General features: G+C 70.8%; 14 protein-coding genes. 7 read left to right on the top strand and 7 right to left on the bottom strand.

The genetic code is table 11. The features are described from left to right. Positions 1 to 196 precede the first annotated feature (196 nt). The 4 genes from ACWC09_RS46780 to ACWC09_RS46765 all read right to left on the bottom strand — a co-directional run bounded on the left by ACWC09_RS46780 (position 197) and on the right by ACWC09_RS46765 (position 4,394). Positions 197 to 1,621, bottom strand: a complete 1,425-nt coding sequence (locus ACWC09_RS46780; RefSeq protein WP_450857713.1) for a HAMP domain-containing sensor histidine kinase — start codon at positions 1,619 to 1,621, stop codon at positions 197 to 199. Continuing rightward, on the bottom strand, positions 1,622 to 2,335 hold the full coding sequence (locus ACWC09_RS46775) for a response regulator transcription factor (protein WP_450857716.1): 714 nt from the start codon (positions 2,333 to 2,335) through the stop codon (positions 1,622 to 1,624). A gap of 374 nt (positions 2,336 to 2,709) precedes the next feature. Beyond that, on the bottom strand, positions 2,710 to 3,309 hold the full coding sequence (locus ACWC09_RS46770) for an FMN reductase (protein WP_450857711.1): 600 nt from the start codon (positions 3,307 to 3,309) through the stop codon (positions 2,710 to 2,712). Beyond that, positions 3,306 to 4,394, bottom strand: a complete 1,089-nt coding sequence (locus ACWC09_RS46765) for an LLM class flavin-dependent oxidoreductase (protein ID WP_450857709.1) — start codon at positions 4,392 to 4,394, stop codon at positions 3,306 to 3,308. Before ACWC09_RS46765 ends, ACWC09_RS46770 begins: the two co-directional genes overlap by 4 nt. A gap of 104 nt (positions 4,395 to 4,498) precedes the next feature. Here ACWC09_RS46765 and ACWC09_RS46760 point away from each other — a divergent pair, with 104 nt between their 5' ends. Both ACWC09_RS46760 and ACWC09_RS46755 read left to right on the top strand, forming a co-directional pair. After that, complete coding sequence (locus tag ACWC09_RS46760) at positions 4,499 to 5,302, top strand: AraC family transcriptional regulator (RefSeq protein WP_450857708.1); 804 nt, start codon at positions 4,499 to 4,501, stop codon at positions 5,300 to 5,302. A 37-nt stretch (positions 5,303 to 5,339) separates the two neighbouring features. Continuing rightward, positions 5,340 to 5,513 (top strand): hypothetical protein, encoded by a 174-nt coding sequence (locus tag ACWC09_RS46755; protein ID WP_450857706.1) that lies wholly within the window; start codon positions 5,340 to 5,342, stop codon positions 5,511 to 5,513. Here the strand turns inward: ACWC09_RS46755 and ACWC09_RS46750 are convergent. Next, complete coding sequence (locus ACWC09_RS46750; RefSeq protein ID WP_450857704.1) at positions 5,510 to 6,400, bottom strand: NADP-dependent oxidoreductase; 891 nt, start codon at positions 6,398 to 6,400, stop codon at positions 5,510 to 5,512. The two genes, ACWC09_RS46755 and ACWC09_RS46750, sit on opposite strands and share 4 nt — an antisense overlap. 126 nt (positions 6,401 to 6,526) lie before the next feature. Here ACWC09_RS46750 and ACWC09_RS46745 point away from each other — a divergent pair, with 126 nt between their 5' ends. Next, on the top strand, positions 6,527 to 6,937 hold the full coding sequence (locus ACWC09_RS46745) for a winged helix-turn-helix transcriptional regulator (protein WP_450857703.1): 411 nt from the start codon (positions 6,527 to 6,529) through the stop codon (positions 6,935 to 6,937). Positions 6,938 to 6,980: 43 nt separating this feature from the next. Here the strand turns inward: ACWC09_RS46745 and ACWC09_RS46740 are convergent, their stop codons facing one another. Together ACWC09_RS46740 and ACWC09_RS46735 are read right to left on the bottom strand one after the other, a co-directional pair. Beyond that, positions 6,981 to 7,457, bottom strand: a complete 477-nt coding sequence (locus tag ACWC09_RS46740; RefSeq protein ID WP_450857702.1) for a MarR family winged helix-turn-helix transcriptional regulator — start codon at positions 7,455 to 7,457, stop codon at positions 6,981 to 6,983. Positions 7,458 to 7,514: 57 nt separating this feature from the next. Beyond that, positions 7,515 to 7,994 carry a hypothetical protein gene (locus ACWC09_RS46735; protein ID WP_450857700.1) on the bottom strand — a complete coding sequence of 160 codons (480 nt, stop codon included), beginning with the start codon at positions 7,992 to 7,994 and terminating at the stop codon, positions 7,515 to 7,517. 110 nt (positions 7,995 to 8,104) lie between these two features. Between ACWC09_RS46735 and ACWC09_RS46730 the strand changes: the two genes are divergently transcribed. The 4 genes from ACWC09_RS46730 (at position 8,105) to ACWC09_RS46715 (ending at position 10,798) form a co-directional block, all read left to right on the top strand. Then, on the top strand, positions 8,105 to 8,443 hold the full coding sequence (locus tag ACWC09_RS46730; protein ID WP_450857698.1) for a YnfA family protein: 339 nt from the start codon (positions 8,105 to 8,107) through the stop codon (positions 8,441 to 8,443). Between the two features lie 164 nt (positions 8,444 to 8,607). Further along, positions 8,608 to 9,363, top strand: a complete 756-nt coding sequence (locus ACWC09_RS46725) for an SDR family NAD(P)-dependent oxidoreductase (protein ID WP_450857696.1) — start codon at positions 8,608 to 8,610, stop codon at positions 9,361 to 9,363. Continuing rightward, positions 9,363 to 9,518, top strand: coding sequence for a hypothetical protein (locus ACWC09_RS46720; RefSeq protein ID WP_450857718.1), 156 nt, complete (start codon positions 9,363 to 9,365; stop codon positions 9,516 to 9,518). Before ACWC09_RS46725 ends, ACWC09_RS46720 begins: the two co-directional genes overlap by 1 nt. Positions 9,519 to 9,535: 17 nt before the next feature. Further along, entirely contained in the window at positions 9,536 to 10,798 is a 1,263-nt protein-coding gene (locus ACWC09_RS46715) for a GNAT family N-acetyltransferase (protein WP_450857694.1), read from the top strand. Positions 10,799 to 10,865 lie beyond the last annotated feature (67 nt).

Below are 10,865 nucleotides of genomic sequence, written 5' to 3'. Positions count from 1 at the left end.
GCGGCGGGCGTCCATCACCGCGCACCTCAAAAAGACACAGCACCGCCCGACCGAGGACGGACACCCCCCGCCCCGGCCCCGACCCACAACCCACCCGTAGGCGCTACGCGCACCCCCACCCACCCCGCACAGGCGCCGCAGGCATCAGGGGCGCGGGGAACTGCGCGACCAGCCCCCACCCACCCGCACCCAAAACTCAGCCCCCAGAGCCAACCCCACCCACAGTGAACCCGATCACCGACCCACCCCCCTCCCGAGTCAGCGCAAACGGCGCCCCCCCATGCGCCATCGCCACCTCCCGCACGATCGACAACCCCAACCCCGACCCCGGCAACGACCGCGCATCAGCAGCCCGATAGAACCGGTCGAACACCCGAGTCAGATCAGGCGCGGAGATCCCAGGCCCCCGATCAAGCACCTCAACCCGCACCGTCCCCGGCCGAGCAGGCCCCGACACAGCGATCTCGATCGGCCCGCTCCCCCCACGGTCGAACTTCGCCGCGTTCTCGACCAGGTTGGAGATCGCCCGCTGCAACATCCCCGGCCGCCCGTCGGTCGTCGTATCCCCACTCGCCCGCACCGTGACAGCACGCCCCGTACGCCGCCGGGCCAGCCCCGCCACGTCCTCGGCGATATCCGCGAGATCCACCCGCTGCGGCGGCTCGTTATCCGACTGCCCCGCCGCGAGATCCACCAACTCATTGACCAGATCAGTCAGTTCACGGGCCTCCTGGCCAAGATCCGCGACCAACTCCTCCCTCGTCGACGGCGGAAACTCATTGATCCTCCGCAGCAACGAGATATTCGTACGCAACGAGGTCAGCGGCGTACGAAGCTCATGCCCCGCGTCCTGCACCAGCCGCCGCTGATCCTCCTCCGACTGCGCGAGCCGCCCCAGCATCCGGTCGAAGGCCCGCCCCAGCCGCCCCACCTCGTCGTATCCGGTGACCGGCACCTCGATACCCAGCCGGCGGGTCCGTGCGACGTCCTCCGCCGCCGAGGTCAGGATGATCAGCCGGCGCGTGATGCGCCGGGCCAGCCACCAGCCGAACAGACCGGCCGCCGTCACCACCGCCGCCATCAGAATCAACGTCCGCTGCTGCAGCGCCCGCAGCAGATCCTCGGTGTCGCTGAACTCCTGCGCGACCTGCACGGCCCCCCGCCCGTCCCCGAGCGAGACGGTCGCAATCCGATACACGTCGCTGTCGACGGCGACGTCCTTGTGCTCCTTGGACTTCCCGGCCGTGAACGTGGCCGCGATCTTCCGGTCCCCAGCCGTCACGGGCAGCCCCGGACTCCCGGAGTCGACCACCGACCCGTCCGGCCCCAGCACCTGCACATCCGTCCGCGCCGGCCGCACGATGTCGTGCCCGGGCGCCGACGACGAAAAGTCGTCCGGGGTCATCCGATGCTGCCGCACCTCGTCCTGCAGATCCTGTACGACCTGGTCGAACACGGACTCCTGGTCGACCCGCACCAGCCGCGCCGCGGCGCTGTACGACAACACGCCGACCAGCACGGTCACGGCAGCGGTGACCGTCGCGAAGGACACCGCGAACGTCGTGCGCAGGGAGACCAGCCCCGGCCGCCGTCTCGCCAGCAGCCGTCTGATCCGGCCCACTCAGTCCTCCCGCAGCACGTAACCCACGCCGCGGACCGTGTGGATGAGCTGCGGGGCGCCGGGCTCGTCGAGCTTACGGCGCAGATAGCCGACGTAGACGGCGAGGTTCTTCGAGCCGGGCCCGAAGTCGTAACCCCAGATCCGGTCGTAGATGGTCGAATGATCGAGCACGATGCCCGCGTTCCGTACCAGCAGCTCCAGCAGCTCGAACTCGGTCCGGGTCAGCTCCAGCTCCCGCGCCCCGCGCCAGGCCCGCCGCGCCTGTACGTCCATCCGCAGCCCGGCGGCCTCGATCTGCCGGTCGCCGGAGGTGGCGGCGGGGAGTTCCTTCGGTACGTCGGCCACGGCGCCGTTGTCGGGAGAGGTCCGCCGCAGCAGCGCACGCAGCCGGGCGAAGACCTCCTCCACGTCGAACGGCTTGACCACGTAGTCGTCGGCGCCCGCGTCCAGACCGGCGATCCGGTCCGCGGTCTCCACCAGCGCCGTCAGCATCAGGATCGGGGTGCGGTCGCCCTCGGCGCGCAGCACCCGGCAGACCTGGAGGCCGTCGATGCCGGGCATCATCACGTCGAGGAGAAGCACGTCGGGTGGGGTCTTGTGGGCCTGCGCCAGCGCCTCCACGCCGTCGGCGACCGCGGTGACCTGGTAGCCCTCCAGGCTCAGGGCGCGCTCCAGGGCATGACGGATGGCGCGGTCGTCTTCGGCGAGCAGCACAGTTTGGGGCACGGACCCAGTCTGCCAAGGCCTCCGGCGGTTGAGTCGGGTGAGCGTCCCTACGATCACCCTTTTTACCCGCCTCTCACCGTCACACGGGCAACCTGACCGTGCCTCCTACCGTCCTCTCACGATGGGGCTGAGGCCCTGGGGGCTGCCGCCCCCAGACCCCCGCTCCGGCCCTGAACGGGCCTCGTCCTCGACCGCCGGACGGGCTGAAAACGCTGACCGGCGCCGAGAAGTGCCGCCCTCACGGGGTGGGCAGGGGATCGGGATGGCAATCCCTCGTCCTCAAACGCCGGACAGGCTGAATACCGCGGCCCGGCATCTCCTCCTCGAGCACCGGCCGAGCTGCATGCTGCAAACCTGCATCCTCAAGCACCGGACGGGCTGAGCCTCGCCAGCTGTTCCTCGAACGGCACCAGCTCCGGCCCCCGCTCCCCCCGCCGCGGCGCGAGCCCCGTCATCAACCCCGCCAGCTCCCCCGCAGCCCGCTCGATCCGGCCGTCCAGCCCCTCCGCACCCCAGTCCTCCGACGCGGCGTACACCCCCGTCGGCACGACCACGGCCCGCAGGTACGCGAACAACGGACGCAGCGCATGCTCCAGCACCAGCGAATGCCTCGCCGTACCGCCGGTCGCCGCGATCAGCACCGGCTTGCCCGCCAGCGCGTCCTTGTCGCTCACACTCAGCACGTCGAAGAAGGACTTGAACAGTCCGCTGTACGAGGCGGAGAACACCGGCGTGACGACCACCAGCCCGTCCGCCTCCGTCACCGCCTCCAGCGCGGCCGACAGACTCCGCCCCGGGAACCCGTTCGTGAAGTTGTGCGCTATCTCGACCGCGAGCTCACGCAACTCCACGACCCGCACCTCCACCGGAGTCCGCCGGCCCACCGCCGCGGCCAGCCGGTCCCCCAGCAACCGCGTGGACGACGGCACACCCAGCCCCGCCGAGACGACGACGAGCCTCATGCCACGACCTCCTTCTCCGCCGCGGCCAGCAGCGACGCATGCGTCGGCGCGTCCGGCACGTCCGCCGGCCGCCCCTTCGCGAACTCCTCGCGCAGCACCGGCACGACCTCCTCGCCGAGCATGTCGAGCTGCTCCAGCACGGTCTTCAGCGGCAGCCCGGCATGGTCCACCAGGAACAGCTGGCGCTGGTAGTCACCGGCGTACTCGCGGAAGGCCAGGGTCTTCTCGATCACCTGCTGCGGGGAGCCCACCGTCAGCGGGGTCTGCTCGGTGAAGTCCTCCAGCGACGGCCCGTGCCCGTACACCGGCGCGACGTCGAAGTACGGCCGGAACTCCCGCACCGCGTCCTGCGAGTTCTTCCGCATGAAGACGTGCCCGCCCAGCCCCACGATCGCCTGCTCCGGCGTCCCGTGCCCGTAGTGCGCGTACCGCGTCCGGTACAGGTCGACCATCCGCTTGGTGTGGTCGGCCGGCCAGAAGATGTTGTTGTGGAAGAAACCGTCGCCGTAGTACGCCGCCTGCTCGGCGATCTCCGGCGACCGGATCGAGCCGTGCCAGACGAACGGCGGCACCCCGTCCAGCGGCCGGGGCGTCGACGTGAACCCCTGCAGCGGCGTCCGGAACTTCCCCTCCCAGTCCACGACGTCCTCGCGCCACAGCCGGCGCAGCAGCGCGTAGTTCTCGATGGCGAGGTTGATGCCCTCGCGGATGTCCTGGCCGAACCAGGGGTAGACCGGTCCGGTGTTCCCGCGTCCCATCATCAGGTCCACCCGCCCGTCCGCCAGATGCTGGAGCATCGCGAAGTCCTCGGCGATCTTCACCGGGTCGTTGGTGGTGATGAGGGTGGTGGAGGTGGAGAGGACCAGCTTCTCCGTCTGCGCGGCGACGTAGCCGAGCATCGTGGTGGGGGACGACGGCACGAAGGGCGGGTTGTGGTGCTCACCCGTGGCGAACACGTCCAGCCCCACCTCTTCGGCCTTCAGCGCGATGGCGACCATGGCCTTGATGCGCTCGCGCTCGGTCGGCGTACGGCCCGTCGTCGGGTCCGGCGTGACATCGCCGACGCTGAAGATCCCGAACTGCATGGTCGCTCACCCTCCAAGTTGTTGACGATTAAACTATACCGGCAAACGGCCTCCCCCTCCCCCGTATTCCGCCGACTGTCAGTGCCCCGCCCTACGATCCCCCCATGGCCGCCCCACGCCGTGACACCCGAGGCATCGTCGACGCAGCGGAACTGTTCGCCCGTGTCCGCTTCCGGCGCCGCGAGCCCGCCGCGCCCCTGCGCCCCTATCTGGAGCACTACTGGCTGATCGACTGGGACCTCACCGAGCCGTACGCCTCACACGTGGTCCCGCATCCGTCGGTCAACATCGTCTTCCAGCGGTTCGCGGACCAGGAGCCCTTCGTCGAGGTGGCGGGCATCGGCATCGGCCTCTTCACACAGAAGCTGGAGGGGCGGGGGCGGGTGTGCGGGATCCAGTTCCGGCCGGGCGGCTTCCGCCCCTTCTTCCCCGACCGCGCCGTCTCGGAGTGGACCGGCGAGCGGGTCCGCCTCCCGGAGACCGACACGGCCCCCGTCCTCACCCCGGACGACGAGGACGCCCGGGTAGCCGCCCTGGACGCCTTCCTCCTCGCCCTCGACCCCCGCCCCGACCCCCAGGCCGACCTCGCGATGGCCCTCACCGACCGCATCCGCAGCGACCGCACGATCCGCCGCGTCACCGACTTCGCCCGCGCCCAGGGGATGTCCGTACGACTGCTGCAGCGCCTGTTCGCCGGGCACGTCGGCGTCGGCCCCAAGTGGGTCATCCTGCGCTACCGCATCCACGAGGCCCTGGAGCGCGCCGAGACCGACCGTGACGTGGACTGGGCGACCCTCGCGGCCGACCTCGGCTATGCCGACCAGGCCCATCTGGTACGGGACTTCACGGCGACGGTGGGGGTGCCGCCCACCGCCTACGCCGCCGATCCAGCGACTTCAGGAACGTGAACGCCATCGTGCCCGTCCGCTCCCGCGGAGAGAACCGGTGCACGGCGCGGTCGGCGCGGCAGCCGTGACCACCGTGTACGTCGCGGCGGTCGGTGACGGCGAGACCCACGCCCTGCACATGAGCCTCACCGTGGTCGCCGCGGCCGTCGCCCTGTGCCTGCCCCTCGTACCGCTGCTGCCACGCAAGGCACCGGCGGAGCAGCACCACTAGGGGACGAGGACCAGTCCGCCGCGCACCCCGCCCCCGGCCAGAAGGGCGTGTGCCTTCGCGGACTCCTCCAAGGCGTACGTCTCGGCCACCCGCAGGGTCAGCGCGCCCTCGTCCACCAGGCCGACCAGCTCGGCCAGCCGCGCACCGTCCGCGGTCACCCCGACGGAGGTCGTCCGCACCCCGCGCACCGAGGCGGGCTCGGCCCCCGGCCGGACGCCGACGTAGACACCCCCGTCCCGCACCCACGGCAGGGCCGCCTCACCGAGGACCGCCGGGTCCAGCACGCCATCGACGCTCCCGGACTCGACGGCACCGCTCGTGAAGTGCGCGGCCCCCAGGGACCGTACGAGCTCCTCGTCGCCCTCCCGGGCCAGTCCGGTCACCGATATCCCCCGGTGGGCGGCGAGTTGGACCGCGAAGCCGCCGACCGCGCCCGCCGCACCGGTGACCAGAAGGGACTGCCCCTCCGTCAACTCCAGCAGATCCAGAGCCTGTACGGCGGTCAGGGCGTTCAGCGGCAGCGTCGCCGCATGGACGGCGTCCACCGTCGCCGGCGCCTTCGCGACCGCGTCCGTGGCGACGACGACGAACTCGGCATGGGCGCCGAGCGACTTGGCCACGCCGGCCTGGAGCGCGACCACCTCGTCGCCGACGTTCCACGCGGACGCGACCCCCACCGCGTCCACCGTCCCCGCCACGTCCCAGCCGAGGCCGACCTGCTTGCCCGCCCCGCCGAAGAAACCGCCCCGGGCCGCCAGGTCCACGGGATTCAACGCGGCACCCGCGACCCTGATCCGCACCTGCCACTCCGACGGCTCGGGCAGCTCGCTCTCCACGACCTCCACGGCCTCGGGTCCGCCGAACGTCCTCACCACTGCAGCACGCATGAGCACAAGCTCCCTGTTCGTCACTGTCCGCCTCGGTATCTCCTCAGCTGTCGACAACCCTAGGAAGAGTTACTATCCATCGGTAAGTAGTTACCTGAAGGTGCCTAAGTCCCTCAGAGGTGAGCGATGGCGACCACGACAGCGGCCCAGCGCCGTGAGCAGGCACGCGCGGAGTACGACGCCTTCATCAGGGCCTGCCCCACCAACCAGCTCCTCGACCGCATCAGCGACAAGTGGGTCAGCCTGGTCGTCTGCGCCCTGGCCCCCGGCCCGATGCGCTACAGCGAACTCGCCCGCAAGATCGCCGGTGTCAGCCCGAAGATGCTCACCCAGACCCTGCGCTCCCTGGAACGCGACGGCCTCCTCGGCCGCACGGTCACCCCGTCCGTCCCCGTCCGCGTGGACTACGAACTCACCCCGCTCGGCACCAGCCTCTCCGTGCTGCTCGCGGGCGTGAAGGACTGGGCGGAGACCCACATCGAGGAAGTGCACGAGGCCCGGGGCCACTACGACGCGGCGGCGGCCGAGACCGCATAGAGGCGCCCCGGGCCTTCCGGGCCTTCTGATCTTTCTGGGCCTTCTAGACGTCCCCGGCCCGCAGCCGCGCCACCTGCGCCCCGCTGAACTCCACCGTCCGCCTCATATGCCCGACGATCACGGCGAGTTGGGCGTCGTCCAGCTCCTCGAACAGGTCGTACCAGCCGCCGCCCAGCCGCTCCCACATCCGGCCGAACTCGGTGATCCGCTCCGGCACGGTCACCACCAGCACCTTCCGCCGGTCGGCCGCGTCCCGCTCCCGGACGACGTACCCCGCCCTCTCCAGCCGGTCCACCAGCCGCGTCGCCGACCCGGTCGTCAGCCCCGTCAGCTCGGCGATCCGCCCGGTCGTCACCGGACCGCCCTCCAGCGTCAGCAGGTTCAGACACTGCAGATCGGTGGGGTGGAGGCCGAGACGGTCGGCGACGGCCTGGTTGAACAGGGCGTACGAGGCCATGTAGCGGCGCGAGACCCCGGCCAGCTCCTCCAGCAGCCGCTCCCGGCCCGTGCTGCCCGCCATCGCCCCGCTCCTCAACTGCCAACCGTCACTGGAAGTAGTACTCGTCAGAAGTACTCGTCAGAAGTAGTACTCGTCCCCCGTGTCCAGGACGAGTACCCGCTGGCGGTCGTTCACCCGGTTCCGGTCCACGGCACCCGCGCTCCCCACCGTATCGATCTCCAGCAGCACCTCGGACGGCGCGCCGAGCAGCCGTACCCGCACAGCGATCTGCTCCCCGATGTCGTCCGCCGCCAGCGCCCCCACCCGGCACAGCACCACCCGCTCCTGCGACCGGGCACACCCCACCGGCAACACCTGCGCGGCCGCCAGCCCCACCGACCATCTGAGCCGCACCGTCGCGTCCGGCACGGCGGACAGCCCGTGATTGCGCGGCGTGAACCGCACGTCGACCGTGCCGCCCGCCATGGAGGCGGCACCGTGATAGGCGAGATCGGCCTCGGGATCGGCGTTCCGGACCGCACCGGCGGGCAGGGCACCCGCACCCACCACCGCCAGGGCCGCCACCCACACCGCAAGCACGCTCCGGACTCCCCACATACGACCACCACTCCTCGCTCCGCCGCGGACGTACGGATGTATCCCACGCCGCGCACGGCACAGGCGCCCTCCAACAGGTGACAGACACCCCGCATGCGAGGCTGGCGCCCATGCTCATCGCCCGCTCCGCAGCCCTCTTCGTCGTCGCCGCCCTCTTCGAGATCGGCGGCGCCTGGCTGATCTGGCAGGGCGTGCGCGAACACCGGGGCTGGCTCTGGATGGCGGGCGGAGTCCTCGCCCTGGGCGCCTACGGCTTCGTCGCCACCTTCCAGCCGGACGCCCACTTCGGCCGCATCCTCGCGGCCTACGGCGGCATCTTCGTGGCGGGCTCGATCCTGTGGGGAGTGGTGGCGGACGGCTACCGGCCCGATCGATGGGACATCGCCGGGGCACTCGTATGCCTGGCAGGCATGGCCCTGATCATGTGGGCACCTCGAAACGGAGGGTGAGATCACCCATCTCAGGGGCGCGGGGCCGTATCGATATGCGGCTCCGCCGCGTGGGCGCGAGCAACCGCCAACGACCCGCGGCCGCCCCATCACGCCCACTCCCACGGCGCCTATCCTTGCCACCACAAGCCCGCACATATGAACCCACCTCAGGAGCGAACCCCATGGCCTCCCGCATCGCGGTCGTCACCGGCGCCAGCAGCGGAATCGGCGCCGCAACCGCCCGCCGGCTGGCAGCCGCCGGCTACCGAGTAGTCCTCACCGCCCGCCGCAAGGACCGCATCGAGGCGCTGGCGGAGGAGATCAACACGGCGGGCCACCAGGCGACGGCGTACCAGCTGGACGTCACCGACCGCGCGGCCGTCGACGAGTTCGCCACCGCCTTCAAGACGATCGGCGTCCTCGTCAACAACGCCGGCGGCGCCCTGGGGGCCGACCCCGTCGCCACGGGCGACCCCGCCGACTGGCGCGCGATGTACGAGACGAACGTCATCGGCACCCTGAACCTCACCCAGGCCCTCCTCCCCAAGCTGATCGCGAGCGGCGACGGCACGGTCGTGGTCGTCTCCTCCACCGCCGGCCACGGCACCTACGAGGGCGGGGCGGGCTACGTCGCCGCCAAGCACGGCAGCCACGTCCTCGCCGAGACCCTCCGTCTGGAGATCGTCGGCGAACCGGTCCGCGTCATCGAGATCGCGCCCGGCATGGTCAAGACGGACGAGTTCGCCCTCACCCGCTTCGGCGGCGACGAGGACAGGGCGACGAAGGTGTACGAGGGCGTCGCGGAGCCGTTGACCGCCGACGACGTCGCGGACACGATCACCTGGGCGGTCACCCGACCCCACCACGTCAACGTCGACCTCCTGGTCCTCCGCCCGCGCGCACAGGCGTCGAACACCAAGGTCCACCGGGAACTGTGATGACGGACGACGACGCCGCGCAGGATGCCGAGCGGCGACGCCTGTCGCTGGAGAAGAAACGCGAGCGCTACGTCTGGTACTACCTCGCGTACTTCCTCTTCGGCATCCACGTCGTGGCGTTCGTGATGATCTACGCCGTGCTGCACGCGAAGTAGGCATAGGGTCACCCTCTGTGGACCGACACATACCTTTCGACGCGCTGCACAACTTCCGCGACCTGGGCGGCTACCCCACCCCCGACGGCCATCGCGTCCGCCACGGCCTCCTGTACCGCGCGGACTCCCTGGGCAAGCTGCGCACCGGTACGGCGGACTGGTCCCGCTTCCTATCCCTCGGCATCGCGACGGTGATCGACCTCCGCCACCCCTGGGAGGCGGAGAAACGGGGCCGTGTCCCGGCCGACGCGTCCTTCACCTACCTCAACCTCAGCATCGAACACCGCCCCTACGACCAGGCCGCCCTGGCCCCCGGCATCGAGCCGGGCCCCTACCTGGCGGAGCGGTACATGGAGGTGGCGGAGGACGGGGTCAAGGAGATCCGCAGGGCCCTGGAGCTGGTGGCGGAGTCAGCCGAGTCCTCCACTCCCCTGGTCTTCCACTGCGCCTCGGGCAAGGACCGCACGGGCCAACTGGCCGCACTGATCCTGGGTCTGCTGGGCATCCCCGAAGAGACGATCATCGAGGACTTCAGCCTCACGGAACTGGCGACACCGGCGATCCGGGCGACCTGGGAGACCAGAGAGGGACACGCCCCGCCCTGGCCGGGTTTCGGCCGGGCCCCGGAGTCGGTGATGCGCCTGTTCCTGTCCGCCCTGAAGGCGCGCTACGGCGGAATCGAGCCCTACGTCAACGAGGCCCTGTCCCTGAACGCGGAGGACCTCTCCACCACGCTCCGCACCCACCTCCTGGAACCCCGCCCCACCACCCACCCACCCCTGACCTACCGCAGGGCAACCCCGCCGGACGCACCCGCCCTGGTCCGCCTCCGCGACACGGCGGCGCTCTGGCAACTGGCCCGAGGAATCGACCAGTGGAAGCCGGCCGAGAAGAACGAGGCCCACTTCACCACCCGCATGCGGGAGGGCGAGGTCTGGCTGGCCTACACGGGCACCCACCTGACCGGCGCCTGGGAGTTGTGGTGGGACGACGTGGCGGCCTGGGGCCCGCGCCCCTCCGACGCCGGCTACATCCACCGCCTGATGACAGCCCCCCACACCTCCCCACCGGGCACCGGCCGCCGCATGCTGGCCGAAGCGGAATCCCGCATCACCGCCACAGGCCGCCCCTACGCCCGCCTCGACTGCCTCGCCTCCAACCCCCGACTCCGCGCCTACTACGAGTCGGCGGGCTACCGGGTCGTAGGCGAACAGCCGGCGAAGGAGGGCGGGTTGGGCAGCCCGTACGCGGTGACCTTGCTGGAGAAGCGGCTCTCGTAACCCACAAGGGCTCGCGCCACAACAGAGAACCATCGCGCTGACCGACCGAATGTGGCCCCCGATTCCC

This window comes from Streptomyces sp. NPDC001617, assembly GCF_053596855.1.
The sequence above is the reverse complement of the archived record's forward strand: the minus strand, read 5'-3'. Positions and strand labels throughout refer to the sequence as shown.

What these genes read in the sequence shown, in the direction of transcription:
- ACWC09_RS46730 (WP_450857698.1), top strand. Translation starts at nt 8,105, where the DNA reads ATGCTCATCGCCCGCTCCGCAGCCCTCTTCGTCGTCGCCGCCCTCTTC.
- ACWC09_RS46765 (WP_450857709.1), bottom strand. Translation starts at nt 4,394, where the DNA reads ATGCAGTTCGGGATCTTCAGCGTCGGCGATGTCACGCCGGACCCGACG.
- ACWC09_RS46735 (WP_450857700.1), bottom strand. Translation starts at nt 7,994, where the DNA reads ATGTGGGGAGTCCGGAGCGTGCTTGCGGTGTGGGTGGCGGCCCTGGCG.
- ACWC09_RS46750 (WP_450857704.1), bottom strand. Translation starts at nt 6,400, where the DNA reads ATGCGTGCTGCAGTGGTGAGGACGTTCGGCGGACCCGAGGCCGTGGAG.
- ACWC09_RS46760 (WP_450857708.1), top strand. Translation starts at nt 4,499, where the DNA reads ATGGCCGCCCCACGCCGTGACACCCGAGGCATCGTCGACGCAGCGGAA.
- ACWC09_RS46725 (WP_450857696.1), top strand. Translation starts at nt 8,608, where the DNA reads ATGGCCTCCCGCATCGCGGTCGTCACCGGCGCCAGCAGCGGAATCGGC.
- ACWC09_RS46745 (WP_450857703.1), top strand. Translation starts at nt 6,527, where the DNA reads ATGGCGACCACGACAGCGGCCCAGCGCCGTGAGCAGGCACGCGCGGAG.
- ACWC09_RS46720 (WP_450857718.1), top strand. Translation starts at nt 9,363, where the DNA reads ATGACGGACGACGACGCCGCGCAGGATGCCGAGCGGCGACGCCTGTCG.
- ACWC09_RS46740 (WP_450857702.1), bottom strand. Translation starts at nt 7,457, where the DNA reads ATGGCGGGCAGCACGGGCCGGGAGCGGCTGCTGGAGGAGCTGGCCGGG.
- ACWC09_RS46770 (WP_450857711.1), bottom strand. Translation starts at nt 3,309, where the DNA reads ATGAGGCTCGTCGTCGTCTCGGCGGGGCTGGGTGTGCCGTCGTCCACG.